Origin of the sequence: Thermobifida alba, from assembly GCF_023208015.1 — a bacterium.
In the GTDB taxonomy this organism is placed as follows: Bacteria; Actinomycetota; Actinomycetes; order Streptosporangiales; family Streptosporangiaceae; genus Thermobifida; species Thermobifida alba.
The window spans coordinates 4,840,163-4,864,045 of the sequence record NZ_CP051627.1; the positions used below are offsets into that span (position 1 = coordinate 4,840,163).

Sequence of the window (23,883 nt, forward strand, 5' to 3'; positions counted from 1 at the left end):
CCGTCCACCCGACGCCTTCGTGTGCGGCATGGGACTGAACCCGCCGCAGGCGGCGGAGCAGGTTTCTGGCCGTACCTCCGAAAACGTCGCAATGACGTATGAGGTGATTCCGGGGAGGAGTGGGAAGTGCACCGTCATTCCCCGGAGCGCAGGACCGCCGAAACTTCCGTGGAACGGAGGTTTCTCACGACCATCGGAAAATGTCCTCCGAAATCGGACACGGACAATTCTCCGGAGGTTCCCTTTGTGGTTCGGCGGAATTCGCTTGAGTCGGTGTGCGGGTGGGAACGGTGCCGGGACGAGTGGGCCACCAGGATTCGCCGGGTCACGGCCCCGGCCGTGCCGCCACCGTCGCGGCCGGACGTGCGGGAGGGCGGTGGCGACACGGCCGCGTGGACTACGGGACGGCTCCGAGGACCGCGGAGGTCGTGGCCCGCCGTGTCGTCCAGGTTCTCCAGAAGCGCGGGCAGGTTGACGGCCACGGTCCTGATCCGGGCGAGCGGGGAACCGTCGACATGCCGTACCGACAGGCCGACCGGTGGCGTGTCGGCCGTTGTCGGATACAGCGCGCAGGCCGCCGCCGGGGTAGTCCCGCTGCTCAACGCGGACGCGTAGAGGAACAGCTGGTACAGGTCGCCCTGGCTGATCCTGCGGTCCGCGTAGAGCTTGTACTTGATGTCGACGGGCAGTTGCCAGGCATCCGATCCCGCGCTGCGGGTCAGCAGGACGTCGGGGCGGACCTCGGTGTAGCAGCGTCCGGTCGCCTCGTCGCGGATCACCCTGCGGTTCCTGTACTGGCCGTGGGCCGTGATCCCGCTGTTTTTCGCCCCCTCCCGCAGCAGTTGGGTGATGAACCTCTCGAACAGCGTGTTCATGTCGACGAGGAAGACCCGCCCCCTGCCGATGTCGCTGCTGTAGAGGTCGGCGAAACCACCCCTGCCCAGCAGACTCAGCGCCCAGTGGTGTGCGGCGCGGTAGTGGCTGTTGTGACGGTGGTAGTCCAGCCTGGGACGCACTTCGCGCGGGTCCAGCCTGGCGGGCGGGCTCAGCGCGGCGAAGTCGGCGGCCACCCGGCGGGCCCGCGCCCGCACACCCGCGTCGTCGGCGGTGCGGGCCGCGACCGCCAGCCCGGACGCGCACAGCCGGTTGTCCAGGATGTCGCTGTCGAACTCCTCGAACCGGCACTCCAACCGGTCCAGACGGCCGAACTGGCGCAGTACCTGGCGGTCGGGCAGCAGCCGCCCGCGCACGGCGGGAAGGGCTTCCTCCCGGCGCACGTAGTCGCGGCGCGGCCCGCGGGCCAGTAGGTTCTCGCATTCGACGGTGAGCAGTTGGCACACCAGGTCGCGCAGGTGCAGTCCCTCAACTGGCAGCGACCGGAGCAGGTCCAGTGAGGGCAGGGAGTTCAATCTGTCCGTGTAGTCGACCATCCGCAGGACGTTCAGTTCGTCGCCCGCCAGTTTGGGCACCACGCGAACACGCGCGCAGTCCAGTTCCACCACCCCGACGTACGAGGTGGCCCGGATTTTCAGGTTCCCGTCCGCGAGCCAGTCCAGCCGCAGCCGTTTGCGCAGCTCACGGTCCTGGGCCAGGGACTGGTCGGCCTCGGTGGGCGACAGGCCGCTGATGGTGAGGGACTGGTACTCGGTGAGGGTGATCTCCTCCGTCATCGTTTGCTCTTCACCAGCAGTTCGGCGTAGAGGGCCGCCACGAGTTCCTCGTCGGTGAGGTCGTGCAGCCGGTAGTTCGCCGCGTCCACGATCCGCTGTCCGAGGAGTCCGGCCAGCAGGGTGTAGTCGTCGTAGGCGTACTCCTGCAGGATGGGCAGCACCTCGGCGCGGATCACCGCGGCCAGGGTGGCCTCGTCGTCGACGACCCTGCCGCCGGGAAGGAAGAAGGAGTGGCCGATCTGGCGTTCCCGGCCGAACTCCGCCACCACCCGCTCGTTGAGTCTGCGCAGCAGGTCGCCGAGGTCCACACGGCCCACGTGGCTGTCGGCCAGCACTTCCGGGTCGGGCAGCAGTTCGACGAAGGCGAACCGGCGGCGCAGCGCCGCGTCGAGCAGGCGGATGCTGCGGTCGGCGGTGTTCATGGTGCCGAGGAGGTGGACGTTGGACGGGACCGTGAACTTCTCCCCGCTCTGCGGCAGCACCACGGGCAGGCCGCGTTTGTCCCGTTCGACCAGGGTGATCAGCTCGCCGAAGATCCGGGGCAGGTCGCCGCGGTTGATCTCGTCGACCACCACCAGGTAGGGCAGGCCCGGGTTCGCCTCTGCGGCCCGGCACACCCGTTTGAAGACCCCGTCGACCAGTTCCAGCCGCAACCCGTCGCCGTCGCCCCGGACTGGACGGAACCCCTCGATGAAGTCCTCGTACCCGTAGGCGGGGTGGAAGGTGATCTGCGTCAGGTGCCCCGTCCCGTGCTCGCCGGGCCGGGACAGTTCGGTGATTGCGTCGCGGAACTCCCCGGTGCCGTAGTCGGCCAGCGGGTCCAGGTGGGGAGCCACCCGTTGGGCGAGCCACCACAGTGCGAACCGCAGCACGGTGAAGGTCTTGCCGGTGCCCGGCGGGCCGTACAGCACGGCCTGGCCCTTGCGTTCCAGTTCGACGGTGAGCTTCTCGAACAGGGGCTCCGGCGGTGGGAGGGGGACTGCGGCGGCGGGGGCGGCGTCCGGCCGGGACGTGGCACCGGGGTGTGCGGCGTTCCGTTCGATCGTCCTCCACAGGGAGGCCGAAACGGTGCCCACGACGGCCGACGTCCAGCGTTTCTCCGGCCTGGGCAGGGTCTGCCGGTAGGACGTGTCCCATTCGACGGACACCGTGTGCCGGAACTCCGGGCGGTCGGCGCGCCAGACGTAGCCGTCGTCGGTCACCGTGCCGACAGCCAGGACCCGGTCCGCACCCTGGTGGGCGACGATCCGGTCACCCGGTTGCAGTTGGGTGAGCAGCCACAGCTCCGAAGCCGATTTCCGGGCCTCCTCGGCGCGGCCTCCCATGGGGGCGTCGGGCCGGGAGCGCGCGAACGCCGCGGCGAGGTCCTCTTCGGAAGCGTAGGCGGTGAGGTCCCCCACCGTGTCCCCGCCGACGCAGATGTAGCCGCCTCTCAGACAGTCGTCCCAGTACCGGTCCGGTCGGGCCGGCGCGACGTGCAGCGTGGTGATGCTCGCGCGCGGATCAGCCCACCAGTACAGGAAGCGCATCACCTCGATCGGGTGCCATTCGGACAGGACGTGGTGAGTGTCGACGAGTTCCTTGAGGTGCTGGTGCGACGTGAAGACGTCGAGGTCGGTGGCCTTCTCGCCGCTGAGCAGTTCGATGAAGTGCCGCCGGTGGTCACGGGAGTAGACGGGCAGCAGGCGGTCGGGGAAGTAGCAGAAGAGCGTCTTGCTGGCCATCGCCGGTCCGGACCGCAGTGCCCTGATGCCGTCGATGTCGGAGACCCGTCCCTCCGCTGTGGCGGCGAACGCCGCCACGAACCCGCCGCGGAGGTCCTGCCACGCCTCGTTCACGTCGGCGAAGGCGGCGTCGTGGTGCCACCGCTGCTCGTTCTTGCGGTAGTAGATGATGTGCTTGCCCGCACTGCCGCCGCTGATGCTGCCGAGCGCGGGAGTCTGGAACTCGACGAGTCGGCAGAAGTTGTCCGGCCGGTCGGGGTGACCGAGCGCGTAGCGTTCCACCGGCATCTCGGACCAGTCAGCCAGGGGGAACTCCCGCTGCACCCGTTCGATCTGCTGCCCGGCCTCGGCGACGTCACGGGCGTGGGAAGCGCGGTCGAACGCCCTCAGAGCCCGGCTGAGCCGCCTCTTCAGAGGGCGGAAGTTCATCCCCCGAGCGTTCTTGTGCACCAGACGCAGCACGCACCGCACACAGACGTACAGGGGAGTGCCCTGGTCGTTGACCAGGCCGTGGGAGCGGGCGAACTCCTGAGCCGCCCTCTTACCGGTCCGCTGGGCCTCGAGGAGTCCGCGGCCCAGGGTGCGGTCGGGGTCGGGGACGCGCCGGTAGTCCGCCGCGACGCGGACGTGCTGGCAGTCCTCGGAGTGGTGGATGACGGTGCTGCTCTTCGGAATGAGCACCCATCCGGGGGAGGGCTGGAACTCCCACAGCCAGCCGTCGAAGGCGACGAGTTCGTTCTTCCCGGTGGCGGGGGACGCCGACAGTTCCTCGTCCGGTTCCGGTGCGCTGTCCACGGGGCCTCCGATCTTTTGGGGAATTCACGGAAGGCGTGCACGCGAGGCACATCATGCCCGAAGCGTGGGACAGAAGACGGACGAATTCTCTTTTTGTCGGAGTCCGAACAATTGATGAGAATTATGTCGAAGATTCAGCGGAAACTCCGCGACCCTGTCCCCAGTGCCACCGGCGGTCGCCGGAATGGCCCTGGGGCAGGGAGCGCCGGAGCCCGGTCACCCCAGTACCGCGGTCCTGCCCTCCACGCCCTGGCTCCACGCATACCCCCGCGAGGCCAGCACCGCGCCGAACCGGCGCTGCGCGCCCGGCCTGCCGTGGACCAGGCTCACCCGCTCCGGGGCCGCCTCGGCCACGATCTCCAGCAGGCCCCGCCGGTCCGCGTGCGCCGACAGTTTCATGTCCGCCACGCGCGCCCGCACCACGACCTCCTCCGACCAGCCCCTCCCGTCCAGGGGCAGCCGCCGGTCGCCGCCGTCGCGCAGCCGTTCCAGCATGCCGCCCGGGGTCTCCTCGTCGGTGTGCCCGGGAATGAGCACCGCACTGCTCGGGTCCGGCAGGATCGCCCGCGCCCACTCCACGACCGGGCCGCCGGTCAGGTTCGCGGACGGGCTGATCACCACGCCGCGCCGCAGCCGCGCGACCTCCTCGGCGCGCCGCCGCGCGTCCACCGGCCGCACCTGGCCGCCGAACAGGTCCAGCGGGGCCGTCCCGGCGGCCGCGGCCTGCTCGTACTGGCGGGCGATACGCGCGGCCAGGCCGTCCACCAGCACCGGCACGTCCGGCAGGTGGGCGCCCAGCAGGCCCGCCACCTCCTGGGCGCGGCCCAGCGCCATCGCGGGGATCAGCACCCGGCCGTGCTGCTCCCACACCTCCCGGACCGTGGACAGCAGGCGCGCCACCCCGTCCTCCCGGCTGGGCAGGTCCATGTCGCAGCAGGTGGATTCCAACACCAGCAGGTCCGCGCCGCGCGCCGACTCCGGCAGCGCGTACCCGGACACGGTGTGCTGGCCGAAACCGGAGATGTCGCCGGTGACCACCACCCGCCGGTCCCCCGCGCGCAGCACCACGCCCGCCGCGCCCAGGATGTGCCCGGCGGGGAACAGTTCCACGACGACGTCGCCGACCCGGTGCTCCACGCCGACCGGCAGCCGCAGCAGCGCCCGCCGCGCCGCGTCGGCCTCCGCCAGCCCGTACAGCACGGCCGTGCCCGTGTCGCCGTGGCGGGCGCGCTCCTCCGCCTTCCCGCTGGTGATCCTGGCGGTGTCCCGCCACATCGTCGGCAGCAGCTCCGCGGTCTCCGGGGTGGCGACCACCGGGAACGGGCCGCGTTCGGCCAGCAGCGCGGGCACGTAGCCGCCGTGGTCGTTGTGGGCGTGGGTGACCACGACCGCGTCGACGCGGCGGCCGTCCAGGTCGGCGAGCCCCGCCGGACCGGCGGCGGAGCCGTTCGCCATGGTCAGGCCCGCGTCCACCAGGATGCGGGTGGACGCGGTCTCCACCAGCACGCACGAGCCGCCGATGCCGGTGCCGCCGCCCAACTGGGTGACCCGCAGCTCCCGCGTCCCGCCCACCGCCAGGACCAGGCCGGGCGGGGCGCTCTCCGGTTCCGGTTCGGGCACGGCCAGCGCGCGCAGCGCCGCCACCAGCGCCTCCACGGACAGGCCCGCGCGTTTCGCCGCGGCGTGGAACGGCAGCCGCCGCCCGTCCACGGCCAGGTCGCCGTGCTCGCGCCGGCGCGGGTCGCGGCCCGCGTGGTCGTCCTCGGCGCGGCCCGGTTCGGCGGCGTCCCACACGCCCACCAGCCGACCGGCGAGCACGCGCGGATCGGTGTGGTCGGCCAGCGCGGACTCCCACCGCCGTTCGGCGTCGTCGAGTTCCACCGCCAGTTCCTCGGCGCGGGCACGCTCGACCGCGGCCTCGGTGCGGGCGGCGGCCCGTTCGGCCTCGGCGGTTTGCCGTTGCCGGTCGAGTTTCTTGACACGTCTGCGCAGATCGGCCCGGGCACGCTCCAACCACTTGATGCGCTTGGCCGGGTTGCCGCCGAAGGAATCAGCGGGGGACGCCGCTTCCCCGACACCGTTGTGCGTGCTGCGGTCCTCCGCTGCGGGAACGGGCGGAGAAGCGGACTCCCGCGCCCGCGGGTCCGCCTCTTCGGTCCCCGGTTCGACCGCGAGCAGCGACTCCGCCAGCACGGCCGCCGACGCCGCCACCCCCGGGGCGGGGTGCAGCAGCAGCCGTCCCAGCGCCTCCGCCTCCGACATCCCGTCGGCTGCGGCCGCCCACACCGGTTCCGGGGCCCGAGCGCGCACCGCCGCCCGCAGCGCGGGCACCCGCACCAGCAGGCTCAGCAGCCACTCGGGGCGGGCCTCCGCCAGTTCGGCGGCGCTCCGCTCCGGGCCGGTGAACGCCGGCCGCTCCCACACCACCGACGCCGCCAGGTGCAGCGCGGTCACCTCCGCGGTCGTACCGACGGTCACGCTCACCGGCCCTCCTCGAAGACCGCGGCGAACCGGGAGGACCGGTAGGCCGCCAGCAGCACCGGCTCCGGGGCCAGGCGGCCGCCGTCCACCGGCACCAGTGCGCCGAGGCCGCGCAGTACCCAGACCAGCCCCAGCAGGTCGATCGCGCCGTGCCCGGCCGCGTCGAACAGGCCCGGCCGCTCCTCCTCGGCCAGTTCCAGCAGCAGCACCAGACCGTCCTCGGGCTCGGCCATCTCGGAGTGCTCGGCGATCTGCGCCCACGCCGCCAGCACCGCGGGGTGGGCGGTGACGCCCGTGCTCGCCACGAAAGCGTCCGGATCGGCCAGCAGGTGCGCTTCGACCTGCGCCAAGGCCTCCTGCGGGGTGCGTCGCTCGCCGCCCACGACCTCCCGGACCACCTCGTTCACCAGGCTCGGCCACCCCCCGGTGACCCGGAACAGTGGCTCGTGGAAGGCCTCCTTGGCGATCGGCTCGAAGTCGTCCAGCAGCCGCCACTGGCCCACCCCCGACCGGCCGAAGCGGCGCAGCTCCACCACGTCGACCCGGGACAGGGTCTCGGCCTGCGGCTCCGAGACGGGACGGCCCAGCGCGCCGCTGATCAGCGGCGCGTGCACGGGACTGGCCAGCAGCACGACGTTCAACCCGCCGCCCGCGTCCGCGCGCAGTGCCGCCTCGGCCGCCGCGACCTGCGCCAGCGCCGCCTCCACGGGCTCGGCCAACTCGACCAGCACCACGTCGCGGCCTCCCGCCAGCCGCACCGCCTCCGCGAACTCCACCCCGCCGGGACGCACGTGGTGGCAGCGGCCCTGCACCTTCGCGACCGCGTCCGCCAGCACCCGCGGCACCCGCGACAGCTGCAGCGCGTCGGAGCCCACCACCAGCCGGGGGCGGCCGTCGGGCTGACCGAGCCGCGCCGCCTGCGCCGCCGTCAACGGCGACAGCTCCGGGCCGTCGGCGTAGTAGGCGCGGTAGTAGGCGGGGTCGAAACTGTCGTCGGGCAACTGGTAGGTGGAGTCCGCCTCCTGCAGTTCCCGCTCCACCCTGCCGCGGCCGCCCAGCAGGTTGAGGATGTGCGGGGTCCGCAACCGGAACTCCCCGTCCTCCTCGGCGAGCACGCCCAGGTCCACGCACTCCTCCAGCAGCGCGCCGAACTCGTCGGGCGAGCAGCCGTCGAACGCGGTCGGCCACCAGAACCGGCACTCGGCCAACAGGTCCTTCTCGTCCACGGTGGAGTCGCGCGCGTCCATCGTCCGCAGCGCCACCGCGTAGGCGATCACCTTGTAACGGCGGTCCAGGTCCAGCGTCCACTCGAACCGGTCCCGGAACGCCTTGTCCAGGTCGGTGTCGTCGCGGACCGCCTGCACGTCCTCCACCGTCACCTCGTAGGGCAGCTCCACCGTCGACCGGCGCAGCCGCTTCAGCAGCAGGTCGCCGAAGTACTGCACGATCGCCGGGGCGTTGTTGGCCTGCGCGATGATGTTGACCGCCAGGTCCTCCGGCAGGTGGAAGCCGAGCGTGCGCAGCGGCCTGGTCAGCAGGTCGAACGCGTCCTGGAAGGCGAGCGGGCCGATGCCCAGCGGCTCGCCCAGGTTCGCGAACGGCTGGTTCGGGTAGCTGCGGAACCGCGCGATCTTGTGCAGGCCCGCGAAGACCGCCTTGACCCGGTTGTCGGTGGCGTTCATCAGCTCCCGCAGCGCCACCACGTTCGCGAACTGGTGCTCGCGCGCGTCCAGGTTGAGGAACTCGTCGGCCTCGTCGAAGAACATCAGCAGCCGCCGGTCCGGGTGGGCGCGCGACCAGCGGCGGACCGCGTCGCACACCTCCTGCCGGGTCGCCGGGACCGGTGCGGACTCCGGCACGATCCCGTGCTCGGGCAGCGCGCCGCCCAACCGCGCCCAGAACGCCGCGATCTGCAACTCCGACCGGCCGATCTCGTAGATGTCGAGCTGCACCACCACCGGCCGGTCGCTCTGCGCCCGCAGCCGGCGGCCCGCCTCGGCCAGCAGCACCGACTTGCCGAGCTGGCGGCCGCCGTAGACGAAGTGCGCGCCCGAGGGCGCCATCACCGCGTTGAGGTCCTCCTCACGGCCGTAGAACATCTCCTCGGGGATCATCCGCTCCGCCTGGAAGGGCCGGGTCGCGGTGAACGGCGCGATCAGCCGCACCGTGGTCGACCACTCCGGTTTGGCCAGCGCCGCCAGGTAGCTGACGACCGCGTCGTCGACCACCGCCACCACCGGGTCGGGGTTGCCGCGCGCCAGGGACGCCAGTTCCTGGCGCTGCTCGTAGGTGAGCAGCCCGAAGTAGAGGACCAGGACCGTGCGGTCGCGGGGCACCTCGCTCAGCCACTGGAACATCTCGCGCGGCTCGGGCCGCTTCCACACCAGGTGCAGCAGCAGTTCGCTGCCCGCGGGGCCGGGGCGGACCATCTTGGAACCGAACGCCGGGAGCAGCGGGTCACCGGTCAGCTTCACCCCGGTCAGCGACATCCGCAGCAGCCGCTCCCGGTGCTGCGGCTGGGTGGCCAGCGGGTCGACGGGGACGGTGCCCTCCACGCCGAGCAGCAGCAGGATCTTCTCCACCGCGCTCTTGAGGTTGCCGGAGCTCTTCGCGCCCTGCGCCACTGTGCGCCACTGGCGCAGCGCGTCTCCCGCCGTGGTGCGCTCCCGGTGGGAGCTGTGCGCCGCCAGCAGGTCGGCGAACAGCTCCGGGTGCTCGGCGACCGGTGCGGGCTCGTCGCCGGACCTGCGGTTCAGGTGCCGCAGCAGTTCGTCGAAGACCGCCTGGAGCGGGTGCTCGCCCCGGCGGACCCGGCGCTGCGTCCGCTCCAACGCCTTCGGGAAGGCCGGGTAGAACGCGGAGAAGTGGTCGACCTCCTCGTCGCGGCGCACCACGAACCCCCGGTTGGCCCGCAACTGGGCGAGCGTCTCGTCGGCGCTGGTGACCTGGCCGTGGTCCAGGTAGCGGCGGAGCCGGTCGGCGTAGCGGGCGACCTGGTCGGAGGTCTCGGCGGCGCGACGCACCTCCTCCCGCCGCCCGGAGATGCGGGCCTCGCACAGCCGGTCGGCCTCCGCGCGCAGCCCGTCCAGTTCCGCGGCCATCACGTCGAAGTCGCGGCGTTCGGACCCGGAGAGCAGCAGCTCCACACCACCGCGCAGCCGCGCGAACTCCTCCTCCGACAGCGCGCCGTTGCGCCAGCGCATCGCCGCGTCGGTCTGGAACGCCTCGCACGCCTCCCGCAGCCGCGACCACTCCTCGTCCACCCGGGCCGACACCTGTTCCACCAGCCGGTCCGCCAGGGCGGGGTCGTCGACGCGGACCAGGTCGGCGACCAGTTCCGCGCCGACCAGGTCGCCGCGTTCGATGCGCTGCCCGCACACGTCGGCCGGGTCGCGGTCGTCGCGCAGCACCTCCGCCAGTTCCTCCAGGGTCGGCGGGGCGGCGACCTCCCCGGACGGCGACACCCGGATGCGGGGGACGAGCAGCACGTCCCGGTTGAGGACCAGCGTGGGGGCGAGCCCGCCCGCCTGGGGGACACGGCCGCGCAGCAGCGCGTGCACGTCGTCGAGCAGGTGCCGGGCACCGCGCGCCGCCGCGCCCAGCAGCGGGTTGTCGCCGTCGACCAGGGCGTCCAGTTCGGCGGCGGCCCGCTCGTACTGCTCCACCATGACCTGGCGCAGGTCGCCGAGGCCGCGTCCGGCCGGGCCGTGGCCGTGCGAGTCGTCGAGGGCACGCATGTGGTCGACCGCGGTGATCCACTCGTTGGCGGCGTCGCGGACGTCCTCGGTGTACTTGCGCAGCGCGGTGCGGGCGCCCGCGATGATCGTCTGGTGCCGCTTCTTGTTGGGGACGCCCCGGCGGGACTCCCGGTACAGGCGGTCGATCAGGTTGTCGACGGCGTCGGGGACGAGCAGTTCCGACACCAGGCGGCGGCACTCGCCCAGCCGGGCGGCGTTGTTGGAGGCGGGAATGTCGAGCAGGTCCCACAGCGCCCCGCCCGGGGAGACCATCTGCCGCCACAGGGCGCTGGCGGCCTGGTAGTTGATGGTGCGGGAACGGGCGTTCTCCCGGAGCACGGCGGCCCGGTGCACCGCGTCCTCGTGCTCCTGCCGGGCGAGGTCGGCGTCGCGCAGCAGTTCCCCGGTGTGCGACAGGTCCAGGTAGACGCCGGACTGGGCGGCGGTGCGGAACGCCTCGCCGATCGTCTGCAGGGCCGGGCGGCCCGAGGTGACGGCGGAGGTCTGCACGATGAGCTGGAACGCCTCGGTGATGGGCGCGACCAGGACGGCGCGGATCGCCGCGGCCCACGCCAGCAGCCGGTCGGCGGGGTCGTCGGGCAGGTCGTCGGCCAGGGCCTCGGCGCGGACGCGGAACGCCTCGACCATCGGCCCGGTGGTGCCGCGGAGCTGTTCGGCGCAGGCGGCGGCGTCGCGGATGGCGGCGATGTTCTCCGGCAGTCCGGCGGCGCGGTTCAGCCATCCGGCGAGCGCGAACCGGCGCTGCTGGAGGGCCTGCTGCTCGTGTCGGACGAGGGCGGGGGTGCGGCGGGCCGGAGCCGGGGCGGCCACGGGGAGGAGGGCGGGGGCCTGGGCGGCAGGGTCCGTGGACCGCTCGTCGTCCGGTGCGGCGGCCGGGGGAGCGGCCGGTTCCGGGGCGTGTTCCGGGGCGGGCCGGGAGGCGGCGGCCGACGGGCCCGGCTCGGGAGCCGCCGGTCCGGTGTCCTGCGGGGCGGGGTCAGGGGCCGGAGCGGTCGCGTCGGGGGTCGTCTCCGGGGCGGCGTCGGAGACGGTCTCCGGGACAGGGGCGGGGGTCGCTTCGGGGAGAGGGCGGTCGGGGTCCTCGGCGGGTTCCGCGGCGGCCGTGTCGGGCGGCGGGGGAGGGGCGGACTCGGCGGCCAGCACCGCGTCGAGCTCGGCCAGCGCGTCGTCGAGGGGCTCGGGTGCGGGGACGTCGCCGGCGTCCGAAGGTCCGGCGGCGGCCGCCTCCGCTTCGGGAGACGCGGGTCCGGCCGCGGGAACCTCCTCCGGCACCCCGGCGGCTGTGACGGCCGGTCCCGGCGCGGCGGCGGGCCCGCCCAGGGAGAGCTGCCCGGACAGCGCGGCCATCACCACGGAACCCCACTCCTGCGGGATGCGCTCCCCGAGTTCCGTGCCCAGGTGGAGCAGGGCCGAGTCGTAGGGGTTCTGCCGCTGCCGGTCGACGAGTTCGGCGAGCAGCCGCAACCACTCCACCGCGGCCTCGTCCGCGGTCCGGGCGGCGGTGCGGATTCCGCTGAGCACCGACTCCAGCGTCGCCGGCCCGGTCAGTGTGGCGAACCGGGACAGCAGGCCCGCCCGTGCGGCGTGGGCGCGGGCCGCGTCGAACTCGGCCGCCAGTTCCGCCAGCGACGCGGGGAGGGCGGTGCGGCCGGTGACCGCGCACACCGCGGCGCCGATCCGGTCCAGGTCGGCGACCAGGCGGGTGAGCCGGTCCAGGTCGGCGGAGTCGGGGCGGCGCCGTTCGGCCACCGCGTCGTGGACCCGGCGGGCCGCTCCGGCGGCGGCCTCGAACGAGGCGGACAGCCGGTCCAGGTCGGCGGCCAGCGCGTCGAGGCCGGGAGAGGTGGACTGCACGGAGGTCTCCGGAACGGGGGCGGTCGGCGGGGCGGGGGAGGCGGCGGACTCCTCGGCGGAGGCCGCGGGCGCGGGGTCCGCGGCCTCCGCCGCGAGGCGCTGGGCCGCCTCGGCGGCGAGCTCGGTGAGGCGCGGCAGGGACAGCGGGTGCTCCGGAAGGTCGGGGCGGTGGCGGCGCATGGCCTGCCATGCGGCCGCTGCCTTGCCGGCGACGTCGGACGGGGCCGCCGGGTCCGCGAGCAGCAGCCCGACCGCGAGCGGAGGGGCCGGACGGCAGCTCAGGACGGCCATCTGCAGGGCGAGCAGGCGCGCCACGTCCGGAAGGCGGCCGACGAGTTCCAGGCAGGAGAGCAGGCCGGAGCGGGAGGCGACGACCTCGCGGGCGCCGTCCGGTCCCGACAGCAGGGCCGCGCAGGCGTCCGCGTCGAGCCCCAGCGAGCCGGGGTCGCGGGTCAACGAGGCCACCGGGTACGCCCGCAGCAGCAGGTAGCGTCTGCGCTCCTCCTCCGAGGAGCGGCGGTACAGGGAGTGGTGGAGTGTTTTCGCCTCCTCCAAGAGGACCCGTGTCCCGGAGGACCAGGGCCGCTGCAGGGGCGGGGAGTCGACGGGCGGGGGCAGCGCGTCCAGCAGGTCGCGGAACTGCCGCACGTCGAGCCGGACCGGCCGGAAGGCTCCGGTGTCCAGGCCGGCGCCGTCCGCGTCCGCCGCAGCGCTGCCGAGCGCGTTCTGAAAGGCCGCGTCACACCCGGGGGAGCAGGTGTGAAGAGCGTCGAGTCCCTGGTCGTCCTCGGAGTTGCGACTCGCCATACCTCTTGTCCTTCTGCTCACTGGAATCTCACGGAAGCAGAGAAAAGGACCGCGATCAACCCGAAGGATGAGGAAAAAAGGGGGGGTCACGGAGAGTGCCGCCCTTCTCCCGCGCCGTGGGGGAAGGGCGGCCGAACGGGACGGAAGGGAGTGTGATGCTTAATTGCGGAAAACAGTGATGAAATCGTCGTCAACACATAGAATGAGTCCGCATGTCCTCTCCGTCGGCGGGCGGGCGCTGTCGTCGGTGACGGCCATACTCTTGGAGAGGCGTGCCGCACGGTCCGGTGCCCCCACCGGCCGCGCGCAGCCCACATCCCCTGAAGTGCGAGAAGGGTCCCCTCGGCGATGACGACGTCTCCCTCCACCGCCAGCGGCAAACGGTTCATCGGCGACCTCATCGAGATCCCCGAAGCCATCCACGACGGCGACCTGGTGTTCAAGGTCTCCGAAGGCGTGGACGAGGAGAAGCAGGCCCAGGCGCTCCGCGACTACGTCGTCACCCCGCAGCTCGCCCGCAACTTCGACGAGGCGCTCACCACCATCAAGGGCGCGCTCGCCCAGCGGCAGTCCCGCGCCACCTACCTCAACGGCTCCTTCGGCTCCGGCAAGAGCCACTTCATGGCGGTGCTGCACGCCATCCTCAACCACGACCCCGTCGCACGCGGCCTGGCGCGGATGCCCGACGTCCTCGCCAAGCACGACGACTGGCTGGAGGGCAAGAAGTTCCTGCTCGTCACCAGCCACCTGGTGGACGCCGAATCCATCGAGGCGGCCATCCTCGGCGGCTACGTGCGCACCGTGCGCCGCCTGCACCCCGACGCCCCCGTCCCGCCCGTCTACCGGGCCGACGGCCTGCTCGCCGACGCCCGCGACCTGCGCGCCAAACTCGGCGACGAGAAGTTCATCGCCGACCTGCCCGCCCCCGAGAGCTCCGCCGCCTCCAGCGCGTGGGGCAGCACCCGCTGGGCCGCGGCCGCCCGGTGGACCCCCGACAAGCTCGACGAGGCGTTCGCCGTGCCCGCCGGGACCACCGACCCCGACCAGGTCAGACTCCGCAACGGACTGGTCAGCGCCCTGCTCGGCAGCCACTTCAGGCGCTACACCGACGTCGTCCACGGCGACCGGGAAGCCTTCGTCACCCTCGACGACGGCCTGTCCGTCATCAGCCGCCACGCCAAGGAGGAACTCGGCTACGACGCCGTCGTGCTGCTGCTCGACGAACTGATCCTGCGCTTCACCCGCTTCCTCGGCGGCGACGAGGCGCAGATCAACGCCGAGGCGCAGAAGATGTCCAAACTGGTGGAGTCCTCCGAGTCCTACCGGCCCGCGCCCGTCATCAGCTTCGTGCCGCGCCAGCGCGACCTGCGCGACCTCGTCGGCACGAACGTCACCGGCGCCACCGGCGGCCTGTTCGACACCCTCAAGTACTGGGACGGCCGGTTCGGCCACATCAAACTGGAGGACGGCAACCTCACCGAGGTGGTGCGGCACCGGCTGCTGCGCCCCGCCACCCCCGAGGCCGCCGACGAGATCAGCGCCGCCTTCGAACGCATGCGCAACACCCGCCCCGAGGTGCGCGACACCCTCCTCGACTCGCCCGGCGGCGAAGCCGACACCTGGGAGGACTTCCGCGCCCTCTACCCGTTCAGCCCCGCCCTGCTGCACGTCATGGTGGACCTGTCGGCGGCCCTGCAACGCCAGCGCAGCGCCCTCAAACTCATGCGGCAACTGCTGGTCAACCACCGCACCAGCCTGCCCGTGGGACAGCTCGTGCCGCTCGGCGCGGTCTTCGACGTCCTCGTCGAAGGCGAGGACCGCCCCTTCCACGACCGGCTCAGCGCCGAGTACGAGAAGATCCGCGACTTCTACCGCAACAAGGTGCGCCCCTGGCTGCTGCGCCGCCACAAGCTCACCGAGGAGGACGCGGCCGGCCTGGACGTGCGCCACCCGTTCCGCGCCGAGGACCTGCTCGTCAAGACCATGCTGCTGGCCTCGCTGGTGCCGAACGTGCCCGCGCTCAAGGAGGTCACCGTCAGCCGGATGATCGCCCTCAACCACGGCATCATCCCCGCGCGCCGCACCGGCCAGGACGTCACCAGGACCGCCGCGTTCTTCCGGGAGCTCGGCACCCAGTTCGGCGAGGTCCGCGTCGGCCCCGGCGACAACCCCACCGTCACCCTCAACCTGCTGCGCGTCGACACCGAGTCGCTGATGCGCAGCAGCTACAACGCCGCCAACGACCAGGCCATGCGGCGGCTGTTCAAACGGCTGCTCTGGGAGGAGCTGGGGCTCGACCCCGACGCCACCCGCACCGAGATCACCTGGCGCGGCACCCTGCGCACCGTGGAACTCGACTTCGGCAACGTCCGCTCCGAGGACTCCCTGATGCGGCAGCGGTTCGTCCCGGAAACCCCCGGCGCGGTGCGCGTCGTCGTCGACTACCCCTTCGACGAGGGCGCCCACCGGCCCGTCGAGGACCGGCAGCGCGTCCAGGAGCTGCGCGAGGAGTTCACCGAGCCGCCCGCCACCCTCGCCTGGCTCCCGCACTTCCTGTCCGACAGCCGGCAGCAGGACGCGCGGCGGCTGCTGATGATGGAGCACCTGCTGCAGGACGGCGTCATCGAGGAGAAGGCCCCCGACTGGAGTTCGGAGGACCGCCGCGAGGCCCGCCAGCAGCTCGACAACCAGGCCCACCGGATCCGGGAGCAGCTGCGGGACCTGCTGCGCGGCGTCTACGGCGCCACCAACGCCGACGACACCGACCTCGGCGAACGCGTCCCGCAGCACGTCGAGGCGCTGCTGCCCAACGTCGACATCGTCATCGAGGCGGGCAGCCAGCTCCGCGACGCCCTGCACCGCATCGCCGGGAAGCTCCTCGACCACCTCTACCCCGAGCACCCCGACTTCTCCGCCGTCACCGGAGCCAGGCGGGAGGTGCGCCGCAGCGACCTCACCGCCGTCCTGCAGGCCGTGGAGAACGCCAAGGCCGACCGGTTGCAGCGGTACGAGCCCGCGGCCAAGAGCGAACTCCCGGTGCTGCGCCGCGTCGCCCAGCCGCTGGAGATCGCCACGGTCAGCGAGGTATTCATCCTGCGCGACACCTGGCTCACCGCGCTGGACGACGCGGCCCGCACCGAGCAGCCCGACACCACCGACATCCGGGTCCGCGACCTGAAGAAGTGGATCCGCGAACGCGGCGAGGGCAAGGGACTGCCCGACGACATCGTCGACCTGCTCGTGCTGGTCTACGCGGTGCAGTCCGACCGGGCGTGGATCCGCGCGGGCAAACGCTACACCGGCGCCGAGATCGGCAGGCTCGACGGCGACATCGTGCTGCGCCGCCAACCGCTGCCCTCCGAGGAGGACTTCGACGCCGCCAACCGGCGCGCCAGGCAGCTGTTCGGCCTGGAACCGCAGCCGGTCCGCAACGCCCGGGCCGTGCAGCGGCTCGCCGAACAGCTCAAGGAGCGCGGCAGCACCTGGCTCGCCGCCACCGAGACGCTGCTGACCCAGCTGCAGCGGCGCGCGGTCCTGCTCGGCGTGGACGAGGAGGCGCCCCGGCTGCGCACCGCCCAGGCCACTTACGAGCTGCTGGGCCGACTGCGCGCCCTCGCCGACGACACCGAACTGGTCACCGCGCTGGCCCGCGCCGACCTGCCGGGGGACGCCGCGGTCTACAAGGTCAGCATGGAGACCGCCGGAAACGTCGCGGCGGCGCTGGACAGCGCCCGCTGGGAGACCTTCGACACCCTGCTCGACCTCGTCGACGGCGGAGGCGAGCACGCGTCGGAGGCCGCCGCACTGCTGCAGACGCTGCGGACGGCGGCACGCCACAACGAACAGGAGAAGAAGCTCGCCACCGAACTGGACCGGGTGGCCGGCAGGGCGTTCGAGCTGATCCGCAGGAGCGTGACGAAGAAGCAGGACCCGGTCGTCCACGGCTCCGGGCCGACCGGGGGAGGCGGAGTGGCCCCGCCCGTCGTCCACCCCGACCCGGTCATCGGGGAGGTCGCCGCCGAGGCCAGCGCCGTCCTGACCCCCGGACAGGACGTGGCCGCCGCCGTCACCCGCCTGCGCGGCCGGCTCGGCATCCCCGACGACGCCGACATCGAGATCACCGTGCGGGTGGTGCGCCGGTGACCGCCCCCGCCACAACCGCCCCGCCCGTCACCGTCGACGCGGTCCGCGGCGCGCTGCGGCGCGCCCTGGCCCGCCAGGAACGGCGCGCCGAACGCGGCCACGCCTCGGCGGCGGCCCGCGCGGTCGCGCTGCGCGCCGCCCCCGAATGGTCCGGACCCGACGAGATCACCGTCGAGCACCGGGGCCGCACGGTCCGCGCCCGCGTCGCCCCCGCCCCCACCGTGCTCGCCGTCCTCGCCGAACTGGGCCGCCCCCGCGACGCCGAATACCTGGTGCTGCTCACCCCGTGCACCACCAGGGACCTCGGCGACTCCCTGCTGTCCCGGATCGTCGGACACGAGGTCACCGCCGTCAACAGCTGGGAGCTGCTCGCCGACGAGTTCGGGCTGCGCATGCTCGACCCGCGCCTGCACTCCCGCGAGCTGGCGTGGCTCGCCAACGCCCTCTACGACGTCGGCACCGGAGCCGAGTGGCGCCGGGGCACCACCGTCCTCAAACTCGACGACGCCCTGCACCGGGTGGCCGCCGTCCGCTTCGGCCACCACGCCGCCGACCGGCTCGACGCCGCCGCCCTCCTCGACTGGACCAGGGACCCCGTCCGCGTCACCCGCTTCACCACCCTGCCCGCGGAAGAGCGCGACGGGCTGCGCCGCGCCCTGGAGGAGCACGTCGGCGCGGTCGCCCGGGTCGTGTTCCGCCTCCTCGACCGGCAGCAGGTCTACGACGCGCTGCCGGTCGGACTGGTCCTGCGGGAACTGCTCGACGCCGACACCGCCGGCCTGCCCGGCATGGCGGAGGCACGCATCCGCGTCGAGGAACGCTTCCTCGGCGCACCCCCGCCCAGCGTCGACGACCTGCGGCGGTTCGCCGACAGCTGCGAGGCCGCCCTGCTGCGTCTGATGGACGGCGCCGAACACGACGCCGCCATCGGCGCCAGCGCGCGCGCCGAGGAGATCCTCGCCGCCGTCGGCGCGGACGCGGCCGCCGAGAACAGCCGCGTCCTGGCCACCGGGCTCCAGGCCCGCCTCGCCGCGCTCGGCGCGCAGATCAGCCTCCTGGTCCGCCCCGACGCGCCCGACCCCGACCCCCACGACCTCGCCCCCGTCGAGGAGGCGTTCGCCCGGCTCCGGGACCACCGGCGCTGCGACCCCACCGCACCGGAGTTCACCGGCGCGCTCAACGCCGTGCGCCTGCTGCGCTGGCTCGCCTCCGAGCAGCCGCCCCGCAACACCGTCGCCGACGGGGTCGCGGCACACCTCGCCGACACCGCCTGGGTGGACCGCGCCGCCAGCACCCTGCACACCACCCACACCGACAGCCCCGCGCTCGGCGCGGCCTACCGCCAGTTGTACGCGCGCGTCCGCGACCGGCGCGCCGCCGTCGACGAGACGTTCGCCCGCCGGGTCGCCGCGTGGACCGAGGTGTCGTCGCACACCGACCACCTGCTGCTCGCCGAGAACCTGCTGCACCGCGTCGCCCTGCCGGTGGCGAAGAAACGCGCCCCGCTGATCGTGGTGCTCGACGGGATGAGCGCCGAGGTCGCCGTGCAGCTCGCCGAGGAGATCACCGCGGACGGGCAGCTTCTCGAAGCCGCCCGCAGTGAACGCGGACGCGAGGGCGCGCTGGCCACCCTGCCGTCCATCACCACCTGCTCGCGGACCTCGCTGCTGTGCGGCGCCCTCACCACCGGCGGCCAGAGCGAGGAACGTGCCGGGTTCGCCGCGCTGTGGCGGCAGGCGTCGTGGGGAGGGCGGCCCAGCACCCTGCTCTACCAGCGGGACCTCGCCGCCGGCGCCGGGGACCGGCTGCCCACCGAGGTCTACGAGGCCATCGGCGACCCCGAGCGGGTCGTCGCCGCCGTCCTCAACATCGTCGACGACTCCCTGGCCAAGGGCCGCGAAAGCGACACCGCCGCCTGGCGGACCAGCCGCATCGGCAAACTCCCCGCGCTGCTGGACGCCGCCAAACGCGCCGGACGACCCGTCATCCTCACCTCCGACCACGGCCACGTGTGGGACCGCGACGAGAACCGCAGAACCGGCGACGGCGAAGCCGCCCGCTACCGCACCGGAACCCCCGGCGACCGGGAACTGCTCGTCACCGGCGACCGGGTGCTCGCCGGAGGCGGCAGCATCGTCGTGCCCTGGGACGAACGGATCCGCTACACCTCCCGCCGGGCCGGCTACCACGGCGGCATCTCCACCGCGGAGATGGTCATCCCCGTGCTCGTGTTCGTCCCCGACCGGAGCCTCATCCCCTCCGAGTGGCACCGGCATCCACTGCGCCCCACCCAGCACGAACCCGCCTGGTGGAACCGGGAACTGGCCGCACCCACCCGGCACGCCCCCGCCGGCCCGCCCCGGCCCGCCGCCCGGAAGGGGCGCCCGCAGGCCGTCCAGGACGACGCGCTGTTCGCCCCCGAAGAAGCCGTCCGCACCCTGGGCCGGCGCGTCGTGGACTCCTCGGTCTTCACCGAAATCCACGGCCAGGCGCCGCGCAGCCCCGCCAAGGAGGAGATCGCGGCCGTCATCGACACGCTCGCCGCGGTCGGCGGCGACCGGCCCCGCCTGCCCGTCGAACGGGTCGCCAAAGAAGCGGGCAAGGAACCGTTCCGCGCGGTGCGGTTCCTGAAGATGGTCGCGAAGGTACTGAACGTGGAAATGTTCCCGGTACTCGTGCTCACCGACGCCGACCGCGCCGTGGAACTCAACATCCCCCTGCTCAAGGAGCAGTTCCCGGAAGGGGCGTCCTAGGTGAACGCCGTCAGCGCCGCCCGCCGCCGCGAGGTCCTCGACGCACTGCGCCGCGGCACCGTGCCGCAGTCCGGTCTCGACCTGTTCGCGGTCGGCCTCGACCGCTTCGAGACCGTCCTCGACGGCGAACTCGCGGCGGTGGCCGCGGGCAGCGCCGGATTCAAGGCGGTGCGCGGCGAGTACGGGGCCGGCAAGACGTTCTTCTCCCGCTGGCTCGCCGAACGCGCCAAACGCGCCGGGTTCGCCGTCACCGAGATCCAGGTCTCCGAGACCGAGACCCCCCTGCACCGGCTGGAAGCCGTCTACCGGCGGCTCACCGAACGCCTCGCCACCGCCACCCAGCCGCCCAGCGCCCTGCGGGAGATCATCGACAACTGGGTCTACACCCTCGAAGAGGACGTCCTCGACCGGGGCACGGTGCCCACCGGCGCCGACGGCCCCGACGAGCAGGCCCTGACCGCCGAGGTCGCCGCCCTCCTGGAGCAGCGGCTCGCCGCCGTGGCGCGCAGCAGCCCCGGGTTCGCGCTGGCGCTGCGCGGCTACCACCGCGCCCAGTCCGAAGGCGAGAAAGCGACCGCCGACGCGCTGGTCGCCTGGCTCGGCGGACAGCCCAACGTGGCGGCCGCCGCGAAACGCTACGCAGGAATCAAGGGCGACCTCGACCACTTCGGCGCACTCGCCGCCCTCCAGGGCCTGCTGACCCTGCTGCGCGACTGCGGCCACCCCGGGCTGCTCGTCGTCCTCGACGAACTGGAAACCCTGCAACGGGCCCGCTCCGACACCCGCGACAAGGCCCTCAACGCGCTGCGGCAGCTCCTCGACGAGATCGCCGCCGGACGCTTCCCCGGCCTGTACCTCGTCATCACCGGCACGCCCGCCTTCTACGACGGGCCGCAGGGCGTGCAGCGCCTCGCCCCGCTCGCGCAGCGCCTCGCCACCGACTTCATGGCCGACCCGCGCCACGACAACCTGCGGGCCGCGCAGATCCGCCTGCCCGGCTTCGACCTGCACCGCCTGCACCGGCTCGGCACCGCCGTGCGCGACCTCTACGCCGCCGGCGCCGAGCAGCCCGACCGGGTGCGCGACCGCGTCGACGACGCCTACGTGCGCGACCTCGCCGAAGCCGTCGCCGGGGAGCTCGGCGGCCGGATCGGCGTGGCGCCCCGCCTGTTCCTGCGCAAACTCGTCGACGTCAGCGACCGGGTCAACGACATCGCCGACTTCGACCCCCGCGTCCACTACCGGCTCACCGTGCGCGCGGGCGACCTCACCGACACCGAACGCAACGCCTGGACCCGGCGCGCCTCCTCCGCCGACGAGGTGGAACTCGACCTGTGACCGCGGCCAGCAGCCTCGACCTGCTCCACCCCACCCTCACCCACCACGTCGTCAACACGCTGGGCTGGCCCGCGCTGCGCCCCCTGCAACGCGAGGCGCTCGCGCCGCTCACCGCCGGGGAGGACGCGGTGCTGCTCGCGCCCACCGCCGGCGGCAAAACCGAGGCGGCGCTCTTCCCGCTGCTCACCGCGATGGCCCGCGACGGCTGGGACGGCGTGTCGCTGCTGTACGTGTGCCCGCTGAAAGCCCTGCTCAACAACCTGCTGCCGCGTGTGCAGAGCTACGCCGGGTGGCTGGGCCGCACCGCCGCCCTGTGGCACGGCGACGTCACCGCGGCCGCCCGCCGACGCATCCTACGCGACCGCCCCGACGTCCTGCTCACCACGCCCGAGTCGCTGGAGGCGATGCTGGTGAGCACCAAGGTCGACCACCGCGCCTTCCTCGGCGGGGTGCGCGCCGTCGTCGTCGACGAGGTGCACGCGTTCGCGTCCGACGACCGCGGCTGGCACCTGCTCGCCGTCCTGGAGCGCCTCACCCGGCTGTGCGGGCGGCCCGTGCAGCGCGTGGGGCTGTCCGCCACCGTCGGCAACCCCCGCGACCTGCTCACCTGGCTGCAGGGCAGCGGCGCCGGGACACGCCCCGGCCGGGTGGTCGCCCCCGGGGTGCGGCCGCCCACCGCCCCACCGCCGGACCAGGGCCCGCCGCCCGGGGAGGTGGAACTCGACTACGTGGGCTCCCCCGAGAACGCCGCCACCGTCATCGCGGCCCTGCACCGCGGGGAGAAGCGGCTGGTGTTCTGCGACTCGCGGCAACTCGTGGAACGCATCGGCGCGGCCCTGCGCGCCAGGGGCACCACCGTGTTCCTGTCGCACGCCTCCCTGTCCGTCGACGAACGCCGCCGCGCCGAGCAGGCGTTCGCCGAGGCCCGCGACTGCGTCATCGTCGCCACCTCCACCCTGGAGCTCGGCATCGACGTCGGCGACCTGGACCGGGTCGTCCAGGTCAACGCGCCCGGCACGGTCGCCTCCTTCCTGCAGCGCATCGGCCGCACCGGCCGCCGCGCCGACACCACCCGCAACTGCCTGTTCCTCGCGCTCCACGAACCCGGACTGCTGGGCGCCGCCGGACTGCTGCGCCTGTGGGGGCGGCACTGGGTGGAACCCGTGCACCCCACCCCGGAGCCCCGGCACATCGTCGCCCAGCAGCTGCTGGCGCTGTGCCTGCAGGAGTCGCAGGTCGGCGAGCGGCTGTGGGCGGAGTGGTGGGACGGCCTGGAACCGTTCGGCCACGGCGAACCGGTCCTCGCCCACCTGCTGCGCGAGGGCTTCCTCACCCGCGACGGCGGCATGCTCCTGGTCGGCCCCGAGGCGGAGCGCCGGTTCGGGCGGCGGCACTTCGCCGAACTCACCGGGGTGTTCACCGCGCCCCCGGAGTTCACGGTGCTGCACGGCCGCACCGAGATCGGCCGCACCAACCCGGCGCTGCTCGCGGCGGCCGAACCGGGGGAGGGGCCGCGCAGGCTGCTGCTGGCGGGCCGCAGTTGGGCGGTGACCTGGGTGGACTGGAAGCGGCGGCGCTGCTTCGTGGACCCGGTCGACGACGGCGGCGGGAGCGCGCGCTGGGACGCCGCGGGCCACACCGGCTGGTCGTTCGAACTGGCCCGGGCGGTGCGCGAGGTGCTGCTGGGCGCCGACCCGCCGGTGAAGCTGACCCGGCGCGCCGCCGACGCCCTGGCCAAGGCCCGCGACCGGCACGCCGACCACGTCCACGCCGACGGCACCGTCGTCACCCGCGGCGGCGGCGGCGTGCGCTGGTGGACGTGGGCGGGCACGCGCGCCAACCTCACCCTGCGCGCCACCCTCACCGGACTCGTCGACCCCGCCCAGCGGGTCGGCGACACCGGTCTGCGGCTGTGCGGCGACACCGACCCGGCCCGCTGGCGGGCGGTCCGGGAGGCCGCGGTCGACCGGGTCGCGTTGCCGCAGGTGGACGACAGGGCCCTGGAGGGGTTGAAGTTCACCGCCGCGCTCCCGCGCCACCTCGCCGAACGCACTCTCGCGGCCCGGTTGGCCGACGTGGCGGGGGCGCGGGCGGTGCTGGCGGAGCCGACCCGGTTCGTGGTGGGGGAGTGAACCGGGCGGTCCGCCCGTGGCACCGCGGTCATGTCCCTGGAGCCATAATCGCGTGCCGAAATGGCACCAGAGCCATGGTGGACGGCTGCAGCGCGCGGCGCCCCGTGCCCCGGTCACCGACCCAGCAGACCGAAACACGAAGTTTCGGACTCCGAAATCAAAGAATCAGAACGGAATTATGTTCTGAAACTGCTGGGAGAAAATGATTTCCGATGCCAGCTCCAAGGGGTCGGGGGCGGGTGGCATCCCTCCGGGGGAAGCAGAAGTCAACAGACAAGAATGGAGAGACGAAGGGTATTCTGTGTTCGTGGAGAAACGGAGCGTCACCGGGATGTGCGTCCGTGTGAATGGGGGAGAAAGGACTCCAGGTCAAAGTTCTGGTCCGAGAAACCCTCGACCCGGCTCCGAAAGCATCTCAGTTGGTTCCT

At 73.2% G+C, this 23,883-nt stretch carries 8 protein-coding genes; 4 read left to right on the forward strand and 4 right to left on the reverse strand.

The features are described 5' to 3' along the window. Positions 1-134: 134 nt before the first annotated feature. From FOF52_RS21660 to FOF52_RS21675, 4 genes are all read right to left on the reverse strand, one after another. A complete protein-coding gene (locus FOF52_RS21660; RefSeq protein WP_248591731.1) occupies positions 135-1,670 on the reverse strand; it encodes an McrC family protein in 1,536 nt (511 codons plus the stop codon). Continuing rightward, positions 1,667-4,189: an McrB family protein gene (locus FOF52_RS21665; RefSeq protein ID WP_248591732.1), complete on the reverse strand. Its 2,523-nt coding sequence runs from the start codon at positions 4,187-4,189 to the stop codon at positions 1,667-1,669. Before FOF52_RS21665 ends, FOF52_RS21660 begins: the two co-directional genes overlap by 4 nt. Positions 4,190-4,405: 216 nt before the next feature. Then, a complete protein-coding gene (locus FOF52_RS21670) occupies positions 4,406-6,673 on the reverse strand; it encodes an MBL fold metallo-hydrolase (protein ID WP_282573788.1) in 2,268 nt (755 codons plus the stop codon). Continuing rightward, a complete protein-coding gene (locus tag FOF52_RS21675; RefSeq protein WP_248591733.1) occupies positions 6,670-13,089 on the reverse strand; it encodes a hypothetical protein in 6,420 nt (2,139 codons plus the stop codon). The genes FOF52_RS21670 and FOF52_RS21675 overlap by 4 nt, the downstream gene beginning before the upstream one ends. A 348-nt stretch (positions 13,090-13,437) precedes the next feature. Between FOF52_RS21675 and FOF52_RS21680 the strand changes: the two genes are divergently transcribed. Genes FOF52_RS21680 through FOF52_RS21695 form a run of 4 tightly spaced genes read left to right on the forward strand, consistent with a single transcriptional unit; the run spans position 13,438 to position 23,455 of the window. Continuing rightward, on the forward strand, positions 13,438-17,232 hold the full coding sequence (locus tag FOF52_RS21680) for a BREX-2 system ATPase PglY family protein (RefSeq protein WP_248591734.1): 3,795 nt from the start codon (positions 13,438-13,440) through the stop codon (positions 17,230-17,232). Next, positions 17,229-19,985 (forward strand): BREX-2 system phosphatase PglZ, encoded by a 2,757-nt coding sequence (gene pglZ / locus FOF52_RS21685; protein ID WP_248591735.1) that lies wholly within the window; start codon positions 17,229-17,231, stop codon positions 19,983-19,985. The genes FOF52_RS21680 and pglZ overlap by 4 nt, the downstream gene beginning before the upstream one ends. After that, positions 19,986-21,323, forward strand: a complete 1,338-nt coding sequence (gene brxD / locus FOF52_RS21690; protein WP_248591736.1) for a BREX system ATP-binding protein BrxD — start codon at positions 19,986-19,988, stop codon at positions 21,321-21,323. After that, positions 21,320-23,455, forward strand: a complete 2,136-nt coding sequence (locus tag FOF52_RS21695; RefSeq protein WP_248591737.1) for a DEAD/DEAH box helicase — start codon at positions 21,320-21,322, stop codon at positions 23,453-23,455. Before brxD ends, FOF52_RS21695 begins: the two co-directional genes overlap by 4 nt. Positions 23,456-23,883: the final 428 nt, after the last annotated feature.

Excerpts from the sequence above, each read along its gene's own strand:
- FOF52_RS21660 (WP_248591731.1), bottom strand. The coding sequence starts at position 1,670 with ATGACGGAGGAGATCACCCTCACCGAGTACCAGTCCCTCACCATCAGC.
- FOF52_RS21675 (WP_248591733.1), bottom strand. The coding sequence starts at position 13,089 with ATGGCGAGTCGCAACTCCGAGGACGACCAGGGACTCGACGCTCTTCAC.
- FOF52_RS21680 (WP_248591734.1), top strand. The coding sequence starts at position 13,438 with ATGACGACGTCTCCCTCCACCGCCAGCGGCAAACGGTTCATCGGCGAC.